A 19,658-nucleotide genomic window follows, 5' to 3' on the forward strand; every position below is an offset into this window, starting at 1 on the left:
TGGGCTCGGCCCCTTTTTTCGTCATTACGTAGGCCGAATTTTGGATTGTCAAGACGTTGAAGGGCCTATCCATTCGTGGCCCGACCATTGCCGGCGGGCGTATTACCGAGACGCGACCCGCCGCTATCGGGCGCGACACCCGACACGCGCGAAAGAGAGCGATCTCCGAAACCGCTACGGCCTAAGTCTGACGGATTTCCACGACTTGCTAGAAGCTCAAGGCGGCGTCTGCGCGATTTGTAGCGAACCAGAGCAGGTTAAAGACGGCCGATCTTTGGCTGTCGATCACGACCACTCGACGGGGGAAGTGCGCGGCCTTCTCTGTCAGAAATGCAACACCGGTCTCGGCAAGTTTCGAGACAGCCCGGACCTCCTTCGAGAGGCCATCAAATATCTGGAAGGTACTCGCTGATGGCGCTGCTCGCTCCCATGAGTGAACTCGAGGCGGTCAACCGGATGCTTAAGAGCATCGGTCAGGCCCCCGTGAACACCCTCGAGGTCACCGGTATCGGTGACGTCAACAAGGCCCGACAGGACCTTGAGGAAACCTCGCGCGACGTCCAGACGGCCGGCTGGAGCTGGAACACGGACGACGCCTATCCCCTTTCTCCGGACGCCAATGGGTACATCCTGATCCCCAACGGCGTCCTCGACGTGGACGCAGCGGACCCTACGGTCAACGTCGCGCAACGTCGCAATCCCCAGAACGGCTCCATGTGCCTCTGGGACCTCGACAACCGGACCTTCACGTTCACTTCCCCGGTGGACTGTAAGATCATCTGGGGCATCGCCTTCAACGATCTCCCGCAGATTGCCCGCACGTACATCTCGACGGCCGCAGCGCGGCGCTTCCAGGCTCGCGTGGTCTCCTCGACGGTCCTCGACCGATACAATGAGACTGACGAAGAGCGGGCCTGGTTTCTGCTCCAGCGCGGCGAGCGCCGGACGCGAGACACGAACGTCTTCCGCGCGAACGCTGGAGTTCGCCGTTTCTACAGCCGTCGGAGGTTCTGACCTCCAGACTGGAGGCATAGTTGGCGCTCACCACGCGCACTCTGCCGGCGATCAACAATGGCGTCTCCCGCCAGCCGGCCATTCTCCGCTCTCCCGATCAAACCGAGGATGAGCTCAATACCTGGGGCGAGATCGCTAGTGGCGTCGCCCGCCGCCCCCCCTACCCGCCTAGTCGCGGAGATCGTATCGGCGGACCTCGACGGTGCCTTCATCCACCATATCAATCGTGACGTGAATGAGCGCTATCTCGTGATCGTGAACCAAGACCTCATCAAGGTCTTCGACCACGAGACGGGCGAGGAGCAGACTGTGACAGCCCCAGGCGGGCTTGATTACCTCAGCTCCCCCGGCTCCTCGTACCGCGCGATCACCGTGGCGGACTACACCTTCATCGTGAACGCGGACGTCGTCTGCGCCTTAGATGAGGTTGAAGCCGATCAGACCCCGCAGCCGGACTACTACGTCTGGCCGGGCGGTAACTCGCCGCGGGACTACGGCGTATTCCTTGGTGACCCGTCACAGGCGCCTATCGGTGGTGGGGCGTACCAGTATGGCCCGAACCCGACCGCAGGTGCCCTGACGGGAACCGTGCAGAAGTTCGAGGACCTCCCTGAGAGCCCCGCCGATGGCGAAATCTACAGGATTGCCGGCTCCGCGGAGACTGGCTTTGTCTCATACTACGTGGTCCGTAACGGGAGCGTCTGGGACGAAACTGTATCCCCTGGACTTCCCAACGCGATCTCCGCTGCGACGATGCCTCACGCCCTTGTGAGGCAGTCGGACGGGAGCTTCGTGTTCGCGCCCTTCTCCTGGAAGCCGCGCCGCGTGGGCGATCTCGTGACCAACCCAGCCCCTCCGTTCGTGAACCGCCGCCTGCGCGACGTGTTCTTCTATAAGAACCGGCTGGGCTTCCTGGTCGACGAGAGCGTCGTATTCTCGGTAGCGGGCGACTATGGTGACTTCTGGCGCCGGACGGTTCTCGATTATATCGAGAGCGACCCCCTGTCGGTTTCCGCAACGACCACCGACGTGGCCTTGCTCGACTATGCGGTCCCTTTCAACGACGGGATCATGCTCTTCAGCGCTCAGCGCCAGTTCTCCCTATCGAATGGCGAGTCCGGGCTGTCAGCCGCGAGCATCGAGATTAACCCGGTGACCTCGTTCGTGACTTCTCCGGGTGTCCGGCCGGTCCCCCTCGGGAACCAAGTGTATTTCGCATCGGACTCCGGCGGCTACGTCGCGGTCCAGGAATACAGCCGCCTCGACGGGTCCGACGCGACCGACGCAGCGGACATCACGGCGCACGTAACGGGCCTCATCAAGACCGGCGTGTCACGCCTGATCCCGATACCCGACCTCAACGCGGTGGTGGTTCTGCGGGCGAACGCGGAGGACAGCAACAAGGCCTTCGTCTACCAGTTCTTCTGGGACGGCGAGCGTAAAATCCTGTCCGCTTGGCGGCCGTGGGACTTCGGGAACGGCGAGGTCGTCTCCGGGGTCTTCCTCGACGGCGAGCTTCACCTCCTGATTAAGCGTGACGGCTCTTTCTTCCTCGAGAAGATCGACCTCCGTCCGGAGGCGAAGACGCCGGACCAGCAGCATCTCATCTATCTCGACCGACAACTGTCGATTGAGGGGGAATACGACGCTGAGGAAGGAACAACCACGTTCACCCTGCCGTATGAGCCCAATCCGGATACCTTCAGGCTCGTTCGAGGGGCCGGGGCTACTCATCCGGAGTCCTTGATCCCGGTCGGCGGATACACTTTCGATGGCCTGACGGTCACCGTGCCGGGCAACGAAAGTAGCCACACCGCCACCGTCGGTGAGGTCTATGAGACCCGCTTGGTCTTCAGCCGTCAGTTCCCTCTGGACTACCAGGGGCGTCCATTGACGACCGGTCGTCTCCAGCTCCACACCTTCACGGTCTTCCACTCTGACACCGCCTACTTCGAGGCCAAAATCCAGCCCTACGGGCGGGACGCGGTCGCCGCCGGGGACCTGACCCAGACTGTCGTGTTTAATGGCCGAGTGATCGGCTCGAACACGTACCGACTAGGCAGTCTGCCCTACCGGACCGCCTCGTTCACCTTCCCGGTGGCCGGCGATGCCTCGCTGGTCTACGTCGCACTGACCAACTCGAGTCCCTACGCCTCGATCTGGGTCGCGGCTGAGTGGGAAGGCCTCTTCTTCTCGCGAGCCTTCGGTTGAGGGCCCGGACAGTAGAGACTTCAACGATCCCCTACGACACTCTCATGGACGCCTTGACCTACATCGGTGAGAACCTCCGAAAGGAGGACCTCGACGAGGTCAAGGCGTCCACCGAGGGTGACCCTGTGGAGACCCTGAAGGCGAGCTGGGCGGCCTCGGATCGGTCCTGGTTGATCCTCGACCGCACCGGCCTCCCTATCGGCGCCTTCGGTGTCGCCCCGGCTCCTACGCCGGGTGTCGGCATAGTGTGGCTCCTCGGGACCTCGGGGATCGAGCGGGAGTGGATCGCCGTCGCGCGGCAGACACGCCGCCATCTCGAATACATGCATGAGGACTTCCCGGTCCTCTGGAACTTCATCGACGCCCGAAACGAGCTAAGCCTTCAATGGCTCCTTCGCTCGGGCTTCCACCTAATCGACGCAGACGCGGCCTATGGCGCGGAGCGCCGGCTCTTCTTTGAGTTTGCGAGGACCGTCTAGTGTGTAACCCTATCGCTCTTGCGGCCATCGCCGTCGCCGGCACCGCGGTCTCGACCGTAGGTCAAATTCAGGCAGCCAATGCCCAAGCCGGTGCCATTAATTCCCAACTAGCCGTGCGCGAGAAGGAAATTGACCGGGCCGCCACGGCCGAGATCAATGACCGTCTCCGCGAGGCCCGCCGAGAGCAGGGCCGTATCATGGTTGCAGCCGGAGAAGCCGGCCTAAACCTTGAGAGTGGCGGGATCGAGGCTCTCCTTATCGACAGCGCGCAGCAAGCTGGCTTGTCAAACTCCCGCTCCTTGGCGAACCGGGAAAGCCGGAAGGACGCCGCACGGACTGAAGCGCAAGCGCGGATGTCATCGCGACCGACCGCTTTAGGCGCGGGGCTCCAAATCGCCCTCTCGGGCGGCAGCGCCTACGCGGGCGCCTCGAAGAAGACCTAACCTCAAGGAGCCCTGATGGCAGACTTGGCGAAGACCCGGACGCCGACTGAAGCTCGGCGCCGAGGAACCTCAAATCGCGACTATACCCTCCCGTCGCGGCGCGACACCGATGCGCCTCGACTGGAGATCAACGCCCCCATCGTCCGTCCCTCAGGCCCGGCCGAGAGCGCTGAAATCCTCGCCCGCACGCTAGGGCTGGCCACTGATGTTGCCGCCGCCATCGGCGAGAACGCGATGGAGAAGACGGCCGCCAAGCGCGCCGGCATGGGTACTCTAGATGGAGCCCGCGGGGCTCCCGATGAGGCCCTCTTCGCCAAGTCGAATGCGTACCGTGAGGCCTTCCAACTGGAGGGAGCCAAGCGAGGCGCATTCCAACTCGATCTCGACGTGACGAAGCTGATCGAAGATCGGCTGGCGGACGAGGACGATCCGGCCACGCTGGACGACATTCAGGGCATCATCGACAACGCCTTCGGGTCCTTCGCGACCGATGACGAGGGAAAGCCTCGAGACTTCGGGAACCCCAAAGCCTCCTTGGCGGTGGCCCAGCAGCTCAACGCCACGCGAACTCGGCTGATGGGTGCTGCCTACGAAGCGATCCGCGAACGGACGAACTCCGAGGCGGTCGGCCGAGTGGCCTTCAACGTCCTTCAGGAGCTCGAGCAGGGGCCGATTGCGGCCATTCCTGGAGCTCCGCCAACACTTGCGAACCTTACCCCCAAGGCGGCCGCTGTGTCCCCGGTGAAGGCGCCTACTGGCCGCTTACCGGTCCAAGGGCGGCTCACCAGCGGCTTCGGGAGCCGACGCGCACCAACCGCTGGTGCCTCCACGAACCACAACGGCATCGACATCGCGGCTCCGATAGGGGCCTCCGTCGAGGCCCCGGCGTCCGGCAAGGTCATCCGTGTTGGCAAAGACAAGAACTCTGGCAACTTCGTCGTCATCGAGCACCCCGGCGGGGTGCAGACCTCCTACAGTCACCTGAGTTCCGTAGGGGTCAAGAAGGGCGACACGGTCGAGGCCGGCTCGAGTTTCGCGAAGGTCGGCAAAACCGGCACCGCAACCGGGCCGAACCTCCACTATGTGGTTCGCGTCGACGGGAAAGCTGTCGATCCGGAGAGCTTCCGCTTTCCCGAGACAGCCACCGAAGCGACGGCCGATCCGAACCTCCAGCCCGCGCAGGCGAACGCTGAAGTCGCTGCCGCTCCCGCGCCCCTCGACTTCGAGGCGGCGATGGCCCGCGTTCCGGACACTGTCCCTCGCGGTGTGGCCAAGAAGGCCCTCCTCTCAGCGTTCCTCTCAGGAGCCGAAGAGAAGAAGCGCCCCGAGTGGTTGGACGCACTCGGGCGCTCCACCCGCAAGGATGGCTCGCCCTCATTCTCCCCTGAAGAGATCGCCACGATCCGCGGGGAGCGTGACCGGATCAAGGAGAACATGCGGGTCGAGGCGCGGCGCATCCGAACGGAGCGCTACGAGGCGAACGAAGAAATCCTGATGTCGGAGATGGCGCAAGGGCGGACGCCCAGCATCGCCACGATCCGCGAATGGGAAACCCGTGACGATATCTCGGGCCGCTTCGCTTCTGCGCTGGTCGACAGCATCGAGTCCGACGCCCGTCAGGAAGCCCGCATGGCAACCGCTGAAGCCCGTGAGGCCGAACGCTCGGCAGATGCCGACCTCGACTTCGAGGCGGGCGCTGAGGCCGACATGCGGCGCACTGGCGTTCTCCGCGGCGCGACCCATGAGGACGACGTCCGGCGCTTCGAGCGCGGCGAGTTAGGCTCCGGCCGGCGAGCTGTGGCTCGGTTCAAGATGCTGCGTGCTGCCGCCCGTCAGGGCGAGCAGGCCCGCCTCTCGGACCCTGAAGTCGCCAAGCACGCCGAGTATATCGACCACTACTACAAGCCGCCGACCCTCAAGGGGACGAGCGTCCAGCGGGCTCTTCAAGGAGCCGGTCCGGACCCCGTCGATCCCCGGCCGGCAATGCTCGCGGAATACAAGAAGCTCATCAAGAGCGGCGAGGACCCTCAGTCCGCGTACATCGCAGCAATCGCGAAGCACGGCCCCAACGACGAACGTCGGAAGAAGGCTCAGCAGCGCCGCCTCCAGGAGCTCAGGGCTCGCCAGGGAGGCCGCTAAGACCCCCCTCAAGGAGACTGAATGTCCCTCACAAAGGCTGAACTCGACGAGCTGCGCCGCCTGGAGCGGGAGCTTCGGGACGAGGACGACAAGGAGCAGGGCGGGAAGCATCTCGATAAGGCCGCCGCCGCGCGGCCTACGCGGCCTCCAAAGCCCCGCCCCTTCTCGATCTACCGCGTCACCGTCGGTGGTCTCCGAGACGCCGCACAGGGTCTCATCGATACCGTAGGGGACCTTGCCGGCTACACCGCGCGCCGTGACGTCCAGCTCGGGCAGTTCTCGCAGAACCCGCTGACCGGTCTCCCCGGCGGCGGGGTCGTGGGCTCCGCCCTGGACCTCGTCAAGCGCACGCGGCCCGGAGGCGCCATCGCGGGCGCCGTCAGCTCCACCTTCGCCCCCGGTTCGGCCGGCCGCAAGGCTACCACGCTGCCGACGCTCGAAGGCGAGGAAAACGCCGGGGTCGCCGAGCGCGTCCTCCGCGGCCTGACCTCTTACGCCATCCCCTTCACCGGCTACGCCAAGGCCGTCGGGATCGCTCGTGGGGCCACCTGGCTCGGCCGGGCGGGCCGAGGTATGCTTGCCGGCGCCGCTGTCGATTTCACCCAGTCCGATCCGGTCTCCGGCAACATCGCCAACGCGCTCCGCGACGGCTTCGGGCTGAAGTCGGACGTCCTAGACGCGCTCGCAGCGGAAGACGATGACGACGCCCTCGAGACGCGCTTCCGCGCGGCCGCCGTGGGCGCCCCTATCGGCCTCCTCGGCGATGCGGCCTTCGAGGTCGGCTCCAAGGCGATCCGCGCCTACCGCGCCTGGAAGGGTACGGCTGATGAAGCGGCCGCCACGGTCGCCGCTCTGAAGAAGGATGTCAAGCTCGACCCGAAGGCGCGCAACCTTCCCACCGTCGCCAACGACAACGTCTCGCGCGGTGCGAACGACAACGCAGCCGGCGCTGCGGATGCCGAGTTCTCGGACATCCCCAAGGGCGCCTACGATCCCTCCAAGGACGCCAAGGCGGCCCCGAACGTCACCGACTTCGAGGACGTGCTCGACTACCTGAAGCGGAAGTCGGGTGACCTCGAGGTCGACGAAGCGACTGCCGCACGGTTCGCTGAGAACCTCCTGTTCGGCGACCCCGAGAACGCCCTCGCCAAGATCGGCATTGATCCGGCGAAGCTCGACTTCTCCAAGTTCGACGATCCCGACATGCTCGGCCGTCTCCAGAAGGGGATGGCGGAGCTGTACGAGACTTACGCCTCCAAGCTGGGCCGCTCGAACCTCCGCATCACGGAAGCCGCAACGGCCTCCGCAGCGCGCTCTCTGGCCTCCACCGCGGATGTCCTGAAGTCCGTCCACGGCTCCACGTCGAACCTCGCTGAGGAGCTGATGGGTGCCCGGATGTTCGTCGGCGCACACGCTCACAAGCTGCTCGCGCTGGCCGACGAGGCCGCGACTGAGATCGTGAGTGGCGGCGCCGGGGCCAAGTGGGCCGAGTTCCTCGAAGCCTTCCACCGGCACGCCTATTACCTGGGCGCCCTGCGCGGTGCCGGGTCGGAGGTCGGTCGGGCGCTGCGCTCCCTTCAGACGCTCGCCAAGGTCAGCAAGCCGAAGGCGGCCAAGACGGTCACTGATGCCCTGGAGACAGAGGCAGTCAGTACCGGCCGCGCTGTGTCCGAGAACCGCGTCGTCCAAGGGGCCTCCGAGTTCGCTGAGCGGCTCGTGACGGATGCCGAAAAGCTGGAAGCCCTGGCACGCCTCACTTCCCTCGGCGGCGACGTCGGGGAGCTCTCGCGGCACGTCCGTCGGGAGAACATGAGCGTCCTGAGGAGGCTTGACGGAGCCCTTAAGGAAACCGTCGGGAACCTCTTCTCGTCCGCCACGGCGATCTACAACGTCGCCTCCGGCGCTACCATGCTGGGATCGCGCATCCTGGAACGGACGATGTCGATGATGGCCCGACTGGCCCTCGCCCCTCTGGGCGGGAAGGCGGCCGGCGCCCAGGCTCGGCTGGCAGTAATGGATGCGTGGGCCTATTCCCACGGGCTGGTTTCCAGCTTCGGCGAGGCCTTCGCGAACACGATCCGCGTCCTGGAGAAGGAGGGCGGCTCCGAGCTGTCCCTCAACCTGGACACGCTGGGTCTCCACAAGCTCGCCATGAAGGCCGCTGACCGCTCCAACCGGGCGGCCGGTGAGATCATCGACGGCTCCTTCGAGCGCGCCGACGTGAAGAGCTATCGCAACCTCGCGATCCTCCCCTCGGAGTGGCGCGCGATGCAGCAGATGGCCCGCGAAATGCCGGGCCCAGAGTTCCTCCAAGAAGGCCTTGCCGCGTTCGCGCGGGTGATCGCCGGGTCGACCAACGTGGTCGGTTCGCTGTCGCGTCTCGGGACGATCCTGTTCATCAACCTCCCTGACCAGTTCATCGGGACCCTTGCGGCCCGTGCCGGCGCCTACAGCCACGCGGTGCGAACCGCGGCGAGCGAGGCGGCGGAGCTGGGCCTGGAGGGGCCAAGCCTGAGCCAGTACCTCAAGGCCCGAACGATCCAGCTCGCCGATCACTCAGCCGGTTGGTCGGACGATGGCTTCGAGGCCGGAGTTCGGGAAGCGGTCGGCGCGGCCGGCGAAGCTGAAGCTCGGGAAGTCCTGTTCCAGGACGAGCTGGAGCTCATCATCACGCAGAAGATGAACGACGGGTTGGGGGCGACCCCGCTGCTCCACCTTGTGGTGCCGTTCATCAAGACCCCGCTCCGCATCTTGGAGCGGACCGCCATCGACTACACCCCCTGGGCCTCCTCAAGGACCGCATCAGGAAGGCCATCGTGGCCGGCGGGCCAGAACGGGATGAGGCGCTCGCGCGCATCTCGATGGGCCTGATCGCGATGTCGACGGCGTTCGCTCTGGCGGACGACCGGACCATCGTGGGCAACGACGGCGGCTACACGAGCTCCGCCCGGACGGGCCGCCCCAGCTACTCGCTGCGGGTCGGCGACGACGTCTACGAGTTCAGCCGCATCGATCCTCTCGGCACCTTGCTGGGGATCGGCGCGGATCTCCGAGACTACTTCCGGACCATCGAAGGGGACCCCGATGCCCCCGAGATGATGGGGCAGCTCATCGAGGCCACCTTGTGGTCCCTGACGGCGAACATGCTGTCGAAGACCTGGCTGACCTCGCTGCGGAACCTCACGGACCTCGCAGGGGCCACCTCGGACGAGGACTTCTCGTCTCGTGTGGATCGCTTCATCCAAGGCTTCGCGACCCGCTTCGTTCCCGCGTCCGGCGTTCAGCGCCAGGCGGAGAAGTGGGGCGACGAGGCGATGCGTCAGGCGATGACCTTCAACGATCAGTTGATGAAGGCCTCGCTCGGCGCCTCGACGCTGCCGGTCCGCCGGGACCCGCTCCTGGGCCGCCCGGTCCCCCTCGAGGGCCTCGACCGACTGGTCGGGCTCCGCGCTGGGGTCGGGTCCAACGAGGACGCCGATCCGTTGGCGGCCGAACTCGAGCGCCTCTCCTTCAAGGTCCCCGGCTCTCGGCGGACCGTCGAGGGAGTGAAGCTCACAGCGGCTCAATACAGCCGGCTCCTCGAGCTGAAAGGTCAGGTCGTTCGCAACGCGCGGACCGGACTGACGCTGGAGGAAACCCTCCAGACCCTGATTGAACTCCCTGAGTATGCCGAGATGGCTGACGCCGCGCGCGTCGAAGCGATCCGGAAGGAGATGGAGGGCTTCAGCCGCTTGGCCACAGACGCCCTCCTCCAGGAGGATAAGGGGTTCGCCTACAAGGCCCTCCGGCAGGAGGTCTTTGAGGCCGGCGAGCTCCGCGGGGCAACCCGTGAACAGAACGAGAGCGAGGCCCAGCGCCTTGCCCAACAGCTTGGTCTCCAACCGAGCGAGTAACGAAAGAACCATAGAACATGGCAAACGTCACTTCCTACCGCAACGACACCATCCCTCAGCTCAGCCGTGGCCTCAGTGTCATCAGCAAGAGCGTCACCCTCGCCGCCGACGCGGCGGACAACGCCGACACCATCGAAATCTTCACGGTTCCTGTAGGTGAGAACTTCCGCCTCTTCGACGCCTCGCTGAAGGTCGGCGGGACCCTCGGCGCAAGCTGCACGGTCCAGCTCCGCGCGAACCGCGGCGGAACCCGAACGGTCCTTACGGCGGCCACGACGGCCGGCGGAGCCAGCAAGGTTACCGGCGCCGCGCAGACGACCGTCCCCTTCGACCTGGCCAGCGGCGACATCATCGAACTCTTGGTTGGCGGTGCCGACATCGCCGCCTCGGCGGCCGTCGAAGTCGACCTCAAGGTCAGCCGCCGCTGATCGCTTCCGAGGCCGGGCGAGTTCCCGGCCTCACCCCCTACTTCTGAAGGAACCCAATGGCGACCCAAGTGGTCTACGTGGGTGACGGCTCGACCGTCACCTACTCGATCCCGTTCGACTATAAGTCGAGCACCACCGATCTGAACGCGACGGTCGACGGCGAAGCGACCGAGTTCTCCCTCGACAACCCCTCGACCCTTAGGTTCGCAGCCGCTCCTGACACCGGAGCGCGTATCAAAATCTTCCGCTCCACCCCGTTCGAAGATCGTGAGGTCGAATTCGCCGATACCGCCGTTCTCGGCGCGTCCGATCTGAACGTCGACAGCGATCAAGTTTTTCGCAAGGTTCAGGAGATTGCTGACGACGCGGCGGCGATCACTGCTCGGGCGGTCAGGACTCCGGAAGGTGAGTCGATTGCCGCACTGCCAAGCGCCTCAACACGGGCTGATAGTCTAGCGTCGTATGACACTGACGGGAACCCCTCTGCGCTTAGCGTGGCGGCCGCGCGGACTCTCTTTAAGGGCGAGCCCGGCGCAGCAGGCAACGTCGCCGCCGATCTGACCCAGCTCAAGGCGGCGGCGATTGCCAACGTCACGATGATCTATGACGGGGCGACCTTCAATTGGACCCCCGGTGATTTCACCGGAGACGATGACGACATCAACATCATCGAAAGCGACAACGAGCCATTGAGTGGGGGCGCATGGGTACGTCAGGGGGCGCAGTCGGTCACGTTCCAACAGGCGGCGACGGGTTCCCAGATTATCGATCTCAACCACAAGGTTGCGGAACAAATTAGCCTCCTTGACGTGCTCACACCAGCCGAGCGGGCCGACGTGATGTCTGGAACGAACTCCATAGACATCACCGCAAAGTTCAAAGCCCTGCTTGAATGGGTAGAAGCCAACCGTCCTGGTGCTGAAATCGACGCGACTATGGTTCGCGGAACCTGGCACTGGTCGGTAAACCCATTTGCCGATCTCTACCGATGCCGGGCCAAACTTCGGCTTGGATCGGTTGTGATAACGAAGGACGTTAACACCAACGTCACTGGCGGCGGGCCAATCAAGCTCCCGTCGAACCTGTCCATCGAGGCGCAGCGGGTAACGATCCGCGCGTCAGCCAAGATCACCACGCTTTCGGAAAACACGGCGCCCGCGATTGGCGTCGTTCAGTCGCATGTCTGGCAAACCTATGTCACCGGCACCGCGGGGGCGTCGACGCTGACGGCACAGTTCGCGGGCGGCATCCAGCCCGGTGCGCGCTTGCTGATCCTGGCGCACGATGAAGACAGCTATATCGAGCACACGCTTGACGGTGCGTTAGGGACTGGCACCGGGGCAATCGCCTTCAACGAGACCGCCAGCACGACACTCGGGACGAGTAACCTCGTCTATCTGCTGATCGGAAGCGAGATCGTCGAGGTGTCTGCATCGGGTGGATCGTTCACGATGACGGGCCGGGGCATGTTCGGGACTGCTGCCGAAGCACACGCCGACAATGCTGTTGTAAAGGCGCTGGTTGGCGGCATCTACAATGTCGTCTCAAAGGATGGAACTACGATCACCATTGCCGAAACGCTGGCGCGTAGTTTCACCAACTCGGTCGGGTTTTTCGGCATGGTCGATACGTCACTGACCAATATCGACATTGATGGGACGTATGATCGCACGTCGGGGTGGGCGCAATTCGCCGCGCTGGCGCTGCCGATTGCAAAACGGTTCACGGTCACAGGCGCTCGCCTGTCTCGCGGATCACATGGCGGCGTGATTGCGTTCGGATCGACGGGCTGTTCGTTCGACTTCGACCTCATCAGCGGATGCGGGAAGCCGGCCGACAATCTGGGTTCGTCAATCTGGGTGTTCGGCCGGAACGACAATATCAGGATGAACATCCGTCGGATCGAGGATGGGTATATTGGCTGGGCCATCGACAACAAGAGTTACGGCATCAGCTATTTCGCGGCAGATGGTCCTAACCGAGCTTGCTGGCTGACCATCGGGCTTATCACGTCGCACGACGTGGAGGGGGAGCTAAGCGGCTCTACGAACTGCTCGGTTCAGACGGGCGTTGCCGAAACGGCGCGCGCGGTGATCGTCTATGACGGACAGCCGCAGACGACAGAGCCGGTCCCGACCGGGGGAATGCGTTCGTCACCAATGCGCGGATGAACGATGCGTTGCCTGAGGGGGCGTCGGTCAACGACAACCTCGTGTCGATCAATGGGCGGACGGGGCGACATATCAAGTTCACCCTGACGCTGGGCAGCGCAGTCTATGTGTCCCCGACGGCGAATGCTTCGCTCAATTTCACGCTGAACGGCGGGCGACCCGGCGACGATGTACGGGCGGTGCCGCTCGAGGCTCTGCCCGCGCCTGTCACGCTCACCGCGTTCATTCAGGCCGAAAACTCGGCAAAGATAGTGTTCGGATCGGCCGGTTCGGGTGAGTCGACCACAAACATCGACGCGGGGACGCAGTTCAACCTGACGGTCGAAGGCCCGTGGATTGCATGACGCACCGCCTCTCAAGGACTCCCTTAAATTGACCCACAACGAACCCGCAACTCTCCTGAGGGACATCCTCGGCTTCATCTCCGGACTCGTGCCGGGGATGATCGGGGCGGCGCTCGGCGTCTTCTTCCAGGGCGCCTTACCGTGGACCCAACGCATCCTTCAATTCACCGTTGGCCTCATCGTGAGCCACTACGTTGGAGGAGCGCTGGTCGCAATGTTTCCTGATTGGCCAACCATCGTACAAGACGCGGTCAAGCTCGGGATCGGCATGTCGGCCTTTGAGGGCGCACGCCGGTTCCGCTTGGCGGCCATTGAGGTCGCTGGCCAAGCCCCTAAGGACCTCTGGGAACACCTCAAGTCCCTCTTCGGGAAGCGCAAGTGAGCCGCGCTGCCGCCTCAGAGCTCGACGCCCTGCACGCCCTCGCGGCACGCACGCTGGCGGACGAACTGAAGCGGGCGTCGGCCGCTGCGCGGGAACCGCGGACGATCCGATCCCCTGATGGGAAGGCGAAAATCCCGAACCCCGCCTACCAGGCGCTCAACCCGCAGCTCATCGACAAGGTCCTGAAGTTCCTCAAGGACAACGGCATCGACTCCCCGGCTCGGGGATCGGCGGTGTCGAACCTCGCGGAAGCCCTCAGGGACCTCGACGTGGGCGACATGGCCTCATTCCAGTGAGCCTCTAGGAGGCCCGTACAGCGCCCTCGAGCCTCGAGTGGTCTCCTAGTACCCGAAACGTGATATTCACGCTGAGGACCCTGTTCCACGGCGTTTCACGGCATATCTGACGCGCAAGGGAGCACTGTGACCCCCGAAGAGAAGCTCAAAGGCTCCTTCATCGTCTTCCTGTGGTATGTCTGGACCCGCATCCTGGGGCTTCCTAAGCCCACGCGGGTTCAGCTCGACATCGCCGACTACATCGCCAACGGGCCGCGCAAGCGGTTCATCGCGGCCTTCCGCGGCGTCGGCAAGACGTTCCTCACGGCCGCCTACATTGTCTGGCGGCTCTGGCGCGAGCCCGATCTCAAGATCATGGTGGTGTCCGCGAACGAGCGCTTTGCGACCAAGGTCGCCGCCTTCGTCCACACCCTCATCAACGCTGAAGACCGCATCACGCGCGAGGAGGTCCCCTGGGCCGAGCTCCGCGCCGGCCCGAAGCAGAAGAACTCCACCCTCGAGTTCGACGTTGGCCCCTCATCGCCCTCAAAGGACCCTTCGGTGTTCGCCGTCGGGATCACCGGGCAGATGACCGGCGGCCGCGCTGATCTGATCCTGTTCGACGACATCGAGGTCCCCAGCAACTCCGAGACGGAGGCGCAGCGGGAGAAGATCGAGAGCCGGGCTGAGGAGGCCGCGGCGATCCTGAAGCCAGGCGGCGAGGTGATCTACCTCGGCACCTTCCAGTCCATGCAGTCGATCTATCGGCACCTCATGGAGAAGGGCTACGGGATGCGGCTATGGCCCGCCCGGTATCCCCCTGGCGGAGAAGCTCCACCTCTACGCCGACCTCCTGGCGCCGCCGCTGAAGGCCGACATCGACGCCAACCCAGCGCTGATGAAGGCGACCGGCTCGACCCTCGGCGGAGCCCCAACGGACCCTGACCGGTTCCACGAGACCGACCTCATGGAACGTGAGGCGGAGTGGGGTGCGGCCGGCTTCCAGCTCCAATTCATGCTCGACACGTCGCTCAGCGACGCCGAGCGGTTCCCCTTAAAGACCCGCGACCTGATCGTGATGGACGTCCCTCCGGAGGTCGCTCCAGTTCGTGTCGCCTGGGGCGCTGCCCCGGAGAAGGTCCACAAGGACCTCGACAACGTCGGCTTCGACGGCGACCGGCTGTACGCGCCGATCTTCACCTCCGCCGACTTCCAGCCCTTCAGCGGGTCCGTCATGGACATCGACCCCTCGGGCCGCGGTAGCGACGAGACCGCCTACATCGTGACCAAGTTCCTCAACGGCGTGGTCTTCATCCGCCGCTGGGGCGGGTTCCGTGACGGCCACTCAGAGGCAACCCTGCGGCGCCTTGCGGAGATCGCGAAGGAGGAGAAGGTGAACCTGGTTCGGGCCGAGGGCAACTTTGGCGACGGCATGTTCCTGCGGCTCCTCGAGCCTCACCTCCGCGCGGTCGGCTACCCGGTCGCCACCGAAGACCACAAGGTCTCTGGGCAGAAGGAGGTCCGCATGATGGGCCTGATCCGGCCGGCGCTCCAGCAGCATCGCATCGTGATCGACACGACCGTCGTGCGGGACGACCTCCAGTCCGCCAAGCGAGCCGCACAGCTCCTCAAGGGTTCCGATAGGGGCTCCTCGATGGAGACCTCTGGGCTCTATCAGCTCACGCACCTGACCGAGGCTCGTGGTGCTCTGAAGCACGACGACCGCCTCGACGTCCTCGCCCACGCTCTCGCTTACTGGTCCAGTCGGATGAACGCCGACGCCCACGAGGCGGAGCTGAAGCTGAAGGAGGCTCAGGACCGAGAGTTCGAGCGGCTGATCTTCCAGACCCAGGTGATCCCTGTCCACTCCCGCCGGAAGACCGGCCGGGGACGCGGCAGGCGCCGTTAGGAGACCTTATGGCCTACATCACGGGACGCCGAGTGGCCCCTCCCCGACCCCGGTCGCTGGGTCCCTGGGAGGACGACCCTCTTCTCCCCCACCTCACGGTGGACGGTCCGGACCATGTGGATACCGGATTGGTCACCTCGGACGGGGACCCGATCTATCACACTCCCCCCACCCATAGGGTTCGGCCGGGATCACGAGTGGTGAGACTTGAGAACGCCTTGAGGATGCCGTGAAGGAGTCCTTGAGGTTCTCCTTAGGGTAGAAGACAGAAAGAGAAACATAGACTGGATACCGTAAGGGATACCGTAAGGGATACCGTAAGGGATACCGTAAGGGATACCGTAAGGGATACCGTCACGGAACCCTTATAGTATCCTTAAGGTATATACGTAGAAAGATCGGTCTCCTTTTCAAGGGGTCCCCTCCCCTGGGACCGGTCTCTCGCCGTGGCGGACCCTGGTCGGACACCCGGCCGGGGACTGTCCGAACCATGTAGGCATCTTTCGGACATCCATAGGCCCGTGAAACGCCGTGAAACAGGGTCTACAGCGCAGATATGGGTAAGGGGGCTATCAGGGTAGCGTGAGGAGCCTGAAGGCTCTGTACGGGGCTCCTGGGGCAAATTAGAGCATATACGCTTTTGCGCATGTCGGGGACCTATACGCTGGACCGTATAAGTCGATCACTTTTGGCGCACAATTCCGAGACCCCATATACGCGCGCTCGACACCGCGGTTCCCCCATAGGGGTGGGTGGCACGGTTCTTGCTACGCGCGTCGCGTCTTCCCCTGTCCGCAAGGCGCCACGCCGTCCTCTTGGCGCAACATGCTGGCACAATTGACGCGGACCCCTCGCAAATCAGCCAATCGGATGGCGGATTGTGCGCCAGACGGGCACGGTGGAGGGGCTGGAGGGGCGAGGGACGGCAGGGGACGGGGCTGGCTTGATCCGTACAGCGAGGCGAGCGCCTGTTAGCCCCTGCCTTTTTCGATCCGGGGACCATCGCGGAGGCCTTAGCGGAACCCTGCCGGCTGCCTTGAAGCACCCCTGAAGCGCCAAAAACGCCCCGCTAAGTGCTTGATGCACAAGGGAAACCGAAAAAAGTCGAGAAAATCACGTTAGGGGGATTGTATCGGACACCGGATTAATCCATATTCCTGTTGTCGCCGGATGATCCGGACGCGGGGCGAAAGACCTCCGGCGGCGGACCTAGGGTCCCCTGCCTTGTGCTGTAATGGCCGGGCTTGGATGCCAAGGGGTTCTGCGGCTCCCGTTACGTCTAGTCGGACGGTTCTCGCGGTTCTCTAGCGGCTCCAATCGGAACCCGCCAAGGTCCGCCACGGTGGAGCCTAACGCGACGCGTTAGGATCGAACGGCGATAGATAAGCCTTCCCTTAGGTCCGTCCGGGGGAAGCTAGAGGGACCGCTAAGCCCCCTCGATTGATCCGCCTCTGTTTGGCGGCTTAGCCTTGTCGGACGATGGGAGAACCATCTTGCGGCACGCATGGCCCTTCCTAGTCGCGCAAGCGTCGGATGGGCTAACAGTGGGACCGCGCCTTGTGCGCTGCAAGCTGGAAAACATGCGGGCGGCTTGAGTAGGCTACAGCGTTCAGTCCGCGCAAGAGGTCTGGTTACCGGCGATATGCGTCCTGCGGAGGGATATGCATTGCTAGGGCAGGGCCAAGCCGTCCCGCAAGGGGTCGCCGTGTGGCGTAGAGGCTTACGAAAAGGGAAACAGGGCGAGTGCCGAGTGCGACGGATCACGCTCGCCCCGGTTTCTTTTGGGGATGCGTTAGGGGACTTCGACCCGGTGCACCGACTAGTCGGACGAACCTAACACGCTGCGCAGCCATCCCCAAAAGAAGCCGTCCGGATCACCCGGATTGCACCCGATACTCACGTTTAGGGGACCGTCATGTCCAACCGCAGCATCCGCGAAGATGAGGAAAGCCTCGCGCTTTCAATGTTCATTCTCGGGGCCGTCACGGGGGTTTTGATCTCGTTCCTCTTTGCTGACCTGTTCATCTGAGGAGGCGAACAATGTTCACGTTCAAGGGAGCGGTTGCGATTATCGCGGCTGCGGAAGCTGTCGTTGGACGGCTATCCTATGCGGCGCGCACCGCGCTTCTGGATGAGCACTATCCGGGGACCGCTGTCGCCACGCTGGCTGACGCGGCGCGGGTGAAGCTGTGAAGGCCGGTGACGTCAAAGTGGTCGGAACCATCGACCTGACGCCCACATGGGAAGAGACGGCGGGGATCATCTCCATGATCCTCCAGAACGGCAATTACGACGGCATCAAGGCCGCCGAAGCGGAGCTGTTCCGCATGGCGCGGCTGGCTGACGCCTACGTCGCGCAGAGCAAGGGCGACCTGAAGTGAGCCCGCTTGGAACCCTCCGCCACCACGTCACGGGCGCAATCGAGCGCGGTGAGGCGACCGCCATCATCGGCAAGGTCGCCACGCATCGCCTTGTCATCCGCGAGCCTGACGGGACGGTCTGGCTGGATCGCTACCTTGCGGTTGAGTCCGACCACGAGGCGATCAACGATCAGGCGGACCACTGGAAACCGCCGTATTCCCTCGCGGAACCCGGTCGCTACCGTTCGGAGCTCTACCGGATGGGCGAGGCGAAACCCTACAGCATCATCGGATAGGAGCCGGCCATGTTCCAAGTCACCAACCGTGACCGTGCGGACTGGGCGCGCATCGCTCAGGACGCCTTCGACGCTCAGGTCTACTTCCCCGGCTCCGGTCGATCCGTCGATGACGTTGAGCCTCTGTCGACCCGGATCAAGGACCTCATCACGGGCTTGACCCACCTCGCCCGGTTGGAAGCCGGAGTGGCGGACGTCGAGGCCTTCGTCCTGTCGGCTCTCCGGATGCACGACATGGAGGCCGCTGAGGACCCGGACAGCAACGAGGGGGATAGTGATGGATGACAGCTATCTCCAAGTCCGTCCGGTCAAGCCGGTCGACGGCTCTTTCGAGCGGGCGTTTGCGGGTGACCGTATTGCCGCTTGGGGGCTTTACGAGGCTGACACCGACGGCCTTCCAATGTGGCTGGCCGATTACCCTACCGAGGCCGCCGCAACCACTGTCGCCATTCGGGCTGGATGGGCGCGTGGCCTCGACGTCCACTTCGACCACCTCGACGGAACCACTTCAATCCGGAGGGCTGACCATGCTGACCACGCTTGACCGCCTGACGTTCGGCCGCAAGGTCCCTGACGGCTCCTTCGTGGACGCCTTAGACTGGGCGCGCTTCGAGGCTCGTCACGTCGCCCCTGCGTTTCCGGCGGGATACACTGTGATCCACGCCGAGGGCGCATGGCGCGATGAGGCGACCGGCGAGCCCGTTCACGAACCCGCGACGATCATCGAGGTCGCCCATGACGGGTCGGAGGAGAGCGTCAAGGCGCTCTTGGCGGTCGCTAGGGTCTATAAGGCGCTCTACCGGCAGGACACCGTGATGCGCTCAACGTCACCCGTGCGGGTCGACTTCATCTGATAGTCACGTTTCAGGGAGGATATGAGATGCGTGTCTTTCGTGTGCAGCGCGACTGCGGTCAGGGGCCGTTCCAGGGAGAAGGCCAGCGGGTCCTCGAATATGCGCTGGGACGCCCGAGCCACTATCAGGCCATGCCCTGTCCTTGGGAGGACGGAATACTGAATGGCGGCGGGCGTCCATGCGGCTGCGCTACGATCCGCGACGTCATCCGCTGGTTTCCGAAGCGCGCCCGTCAGGCGCTCCATGACCGGGCCTACAAGCTCTTCGAGTTCGAGGTTCCGGATCAGCACGTTCTCAAGGGCGGCGTTCAGGTCGTCTTTGATCCGACCCAGGCGGAGGTCGTCGCGTCGTACCCACTCGCCGCCTAACCAATGTTCACGTTTACGGGATGTTCCTCCCATCCCGATTGTCGAGGCTGCGGCCTCCCTCCTACTCCAGCCTCGACCTGACGCGCGGGTCT

General features: G+C 64.2%; 22 protein-coding genes. All 22 read left to right on the plus strand.

Annotation, left to right across the window (positions count from 1 at the left end):
- Positions 1-40 precede the first annotated feature (40 nt).
- A complete protein-coding gene (locus tag LRS08_RS20275) occupies positions 41-412 on the plus strand; it encodes an endonuclease VII domain-containing protein (RefSeq protein WP_374580593.1) in 372 nt (123 codons plus the stop codon).
- Entirely contained in the window at positions 412-1,014 is a 603-nt protein-coding gene (locus tag LRS08_RS08115; protein WP_257844145.1) for a hypothetical protein, read from the plus strand. Before LRS08_RS20275 ends, LRS08_RS08115 begins: the two co-directional genes overlap by 1 nt.
- Positions 1,015-1,122: 108 nt before the next feature.
- Positions 1,123-3,225, plus strand: coding sequence for a hypothetical protein (locus LRS08_RS08120; protein WP_260481551.1), 2,103 nt, complete (start codon positions 1,123-1,125; stop codon positions 3,223-3,225).
- Between the two features lie 44 nt (positions 3,226-3,269).
- A complete protein-coding gene (locus LRS08_RS08125; protein ID WP_257844142.1) occupies positions 3,270-3,704 on the plus strand; it encodes a hypothetical protein in 435 nt (144 codons plus the stop codon).
- A gap of 113 nt (positions 3,705-3,817) precedes the next feature.
- Positions 3,818-4,147, plus strand: a complete 330-nt coding sequence (locus tag LRS08_RS08130; RefSeq protein WP_257844141.1) for a hypothetical protein — start codon at positions 3,818-3,820, stop codon at positions 4,145-4,147.
- Between the two features lie 15 nt (positions 4,148-4,162).
- Positions 4,163-6,286, plus strand: coding sequence for a M23 family metallopeptidase (locus LRS08_RS08135; RefSeq protein ID WP_257844140.1), 2,124 nt, complete (start codon positions 4,163-4,165; stop codon positions 6,284-6,286).
- Between the two features lie 21 nt (positions 6,287-6,307).
- Entirely contained in the window at positions 6,308-9,157 is a 2,850-nt protein-coding gene (locus tag LRS08_RS08140) for a hypothetical protein (protein WP_257844139.1), read from the plus strand.
- Positions 9,103-10,179 (plus strand): hypothetical protein, encoded by a 1,077-nt coding sequence (locus LRS08_RS08145; protein WP_260481552.1) that lies wholly within the window; start codon positions 9,103-9,105, stop codon positions 10,177-10,179. Before LRS08_RS08140 ends, LRS08_RS08145 begins: the two co-directional genes overlap by 55 nt.
- A 17-nt stretch (positions 10,180-10,196) precedes the next feature.
- Positions 10,197-10,607, plus strand: a complete 411-nt coding sequence (locus LRS08_RS08150; RefSeq protein WP_257844137.1) for a hypothetical protein — start codon at positions 10,197-10,199, stop codon at positions 10,605-10,607.
- Positions 10,608-10,663: 56 nt separating this feature from the next.
- Entirely contained in the window at positions 10,664-12,778 is a 2,115-nt protein-coding gene (locus LRS08_RS08155) for a phage tail fiber protein (RefSeq protein WP_257844135.1), read from the plus strand.
- Positions 12,775-13,122, plus strand: a complete 348-nt coding sequence (locus LRS08_RS08160) for a hypothetical protein (RefSeq protein ID WP_257844133.1) — start codon at positions 12,775-12,777, stop codon at positions 13,120-13,122. Before LRS08_RS08155 ends, LRS08_RS08160 begins: the two co-directional genes overlap by 4 nt.
- Before the next feature lie 28 nt (positions 13,123-13,150).
- Positions 13,151-13,504: a hypothetical protein gene (locus tag LRS08_RS08165; RefSeq protein ID WP_260481553.1), complete on the plus strand. Its 354-nt coding sequence runs from the start codon at positions 13,151-13,153 to the stop codon at positions 13,502-13,504.
- The gene (locus LRS08_RS08170; RefSeq protein WP_257844131.1) at positions 13,501-13,800 is read left to right on the plus strand and encodes a hypothetical protein; all 300 of its coding nucleotides are present in this window, start codon (positions 13,501-13,503) and stop codon (positions 13,798-13,800) included. The genes LRS08_RS08165 and LRS08_RS08170 overlap by 4 nt, the downstream gene beginning before the upstream one ends.
- 126 nt (positions 13,801-13,926) lie before the next feature.
- Positions 13,927-14,724 (plus strand): phage terminase large subunit, encoded by a 798-nt coding sequence (gene terL / locus LRS08_RS08175; protein ID WP_257844130.1) that lies wholly within the window; start codon positions 13,927-13,929, stop codon positions 14,722-14,724.
- Entirely contained in the window at positions 14,645-15,688 is a 1,044-nt protein-coding gene (gene terL, locus LRS08_RS08180) for a phage terminase large subunit (RefSeq protein WP_260481663.1), read from the plus strand. Before terL (LRS08_RS08175) ends, terL (LRS08_RS08180) begins: the two co-directional genes overlap by 80 nt.
- A 2,040-nt stretch (positions 15,689-17,728) precedes the next feature.
- Positions 17,729-17,881: a hypothetical protein gene (locus LRS08_RS08185; protein ID WP_257844128.1), complete on the plus strand. Its 153-nt coding sequence runs from the start codon at positions 17,729-17,731 to the stop codon at positions 17,879-17,881.
- Positions 17,878-18,069, plus strand: coding sequence for a hypothetical protein (locus LRS08_RS08190; RefSeq protein ID WP_257844127.1), 192 nt, complete (start codon positions 17,878-17,880; stop codon positions 18,067-18,069). The genes LRS08_RS08185 and LRS08_RS08190 overlap by 4 nt, the downstream gene beginning before the upstream one ends.
- Positions 18,066-18,344, plus strand: a complete 279-nt coding sequence (locus LRS08_RS08195) for a hypothetical protein (protein ID WP_257844126.1) — start codon at positions 18,066-18,068, stop codon at positions 18,342-18,344. The genes LRS08_RS08190 and LRS08_RS08195 overlap by 4 nt, the downstream gene beginning before the upstream one ends.
- A 9-nt stretch (positions 18,345-18,353) precedes the next feature.
- A complete protein-coding gene (locus LRS08_RS08200) occupies positions 18,354-18,629 on the plus strand; it encodes a hypothetical protein (RefSeq protein WP_257844125.1) in 276 nt (91 codons plus the stop codon).
- Complete coding sequence (locus tag LRS08_RS08205; RefSeq protein WP_257844124.1) at positions 18,622-18,888, plus strand: hypothetical protein; 267 nt, start codon at positions 18,622-18,624, stop codon at positions 18,886-18,888. Before LRS08_RS08200 ends, LRS08_RS08205 begins: the two co-directional genes overlap by 8 nt.
- Positions 18,872-19,198 carry a DUF3574 domain-containing protein gene (locus tag LRS08_RS08210; protein WP_257844123.1) on the plus strand — a complete coding sequence of 109 codons (327 nt, stop codon included), beginning with the start codon at positions 18,872-18,874 and terminating at the stop codon, positions 19,196-19,198. The genes LRS08_RS08205 and LRS08_RS08210 overlap by 17 nt, the downstream gene beginning before the upstream one ends.
- Positions 19,199-19,224: 26 nt before the next feature.
- Positions 19,225-19,566, plus strand: a complete 342-nt coding sequence (locus tag LRS08_RS08215; protein WP_257844122.1) for a hypothetical protein — start codon at positions 19,225-19,227, stop codon at positions 19,564-19,566.
- Positions 19,567-19,658 lie beyond the last annotated feature (92 nt).

This window comes from Sphingomonas sp. J315, from assembly GCF_024666595.1.
Taxonomy (GTDB): Bacteria; Pseudomonadota; Alphaproteobacteria; order Sphingomonadales; family Sphingomonadaceae; genus Sphingomonas.

Excerpts from the sequence above, each read along its gene's own strand:
- LRS08_RS08215 (WP_257844122.1), top strand. The coding sequence starts at position 19,225 with ATGCGTGTCTTTCGTGTGCAGCGCGACTGCGGTCAGGGGCCGTTCCAG.
- LRS08_RS08185 (WP_257844128.1), top strand. The coding sequence starts at position 17,729 with ATGTTCACGTTCAAGGGAGCGGTTGCGATTATCGCGGCTGCGGAAGCT.
- LRS08_RS08140 (WP_257844139.1), top strand. The coding sequence starts at position 6,308 with ATGTCCCTCACAAAGGCTGAACTCGACGAGCTGCGCCGCCTGGAGCGG.
- LRS08_RS08155 (WP_257844135.1), top strand. The coding sequence starts at position 10,664 with ATGGCGACCCAAGTGGTCTACGTGGGTGACGGCTCGACCGTCACCTAC.
- LRS08_RS08125 (WP_257844142.1), top strand. The coding sequence starts at position 3,270 with ATGGACGCCTTGACCTACATCGGTGAGAACCTCCGAAAGGAGGACCTC.
- LRS08_RS08210 (WP_257844123.1), top strand. The coding sequence starts at position 18,872 with ATGCTGACCACGCTTGACCGCCTGACGTTCGGCCGCAAGGTCCCTGAC.
- LRS08_RS08150 (WP_257844137.1), top strand. The coding sequence starts at position 10,197 with ATGGCAAACGTCACTTCCTACCGCAACGACACCATCCCTCAGCTCAGC.
- LRS08_RS08120 (WP_260481551.1), top strand. The coding sequence starts at position 1,123 with ATGAGCTCAATACCTGGGGCGAGATCGCTAGTGGCGTCGCCCGCCGCC.
- LRS08_RS08115 (WP_257844145.1), top strand. The coding sequence starts at position 412 with ATGGCGCTGCTCGCTCCCATGAGTGAACTCGAGGCGGTCAACCGGATG.
- LRS08_RS08160 (WP_257844133.1), top strand. The coding sequence starts at position 12,775 with ATGAACGATGCGTTGCCTGAGGGGGCGTCGGTCAACGACAACCTCGTG.
- LRS08_RS08205 (WP_257844124.1), top strand. The coding sequence starts at position 18,622 with ATGGATGACAGCTATCTCCAAGTCCGTCCGGTCAAGCCGGTCGACGGC.
- LRS08_RS08200 (WP_257844125.1), top strand. The coding sequence starts at position 18,354 with ATGTTCCAAGTCACCAACCGTGACCGTGCGGACTGGGCGCGCATCGCT.
- LRS08_RS08135 (WP_257844140.1), top strand. The coding sequence starts at position 4,163 with ATGGCAGACTTGGCGAAGACCCGGACGCCGACTGAAGCTCGGCGCCGA.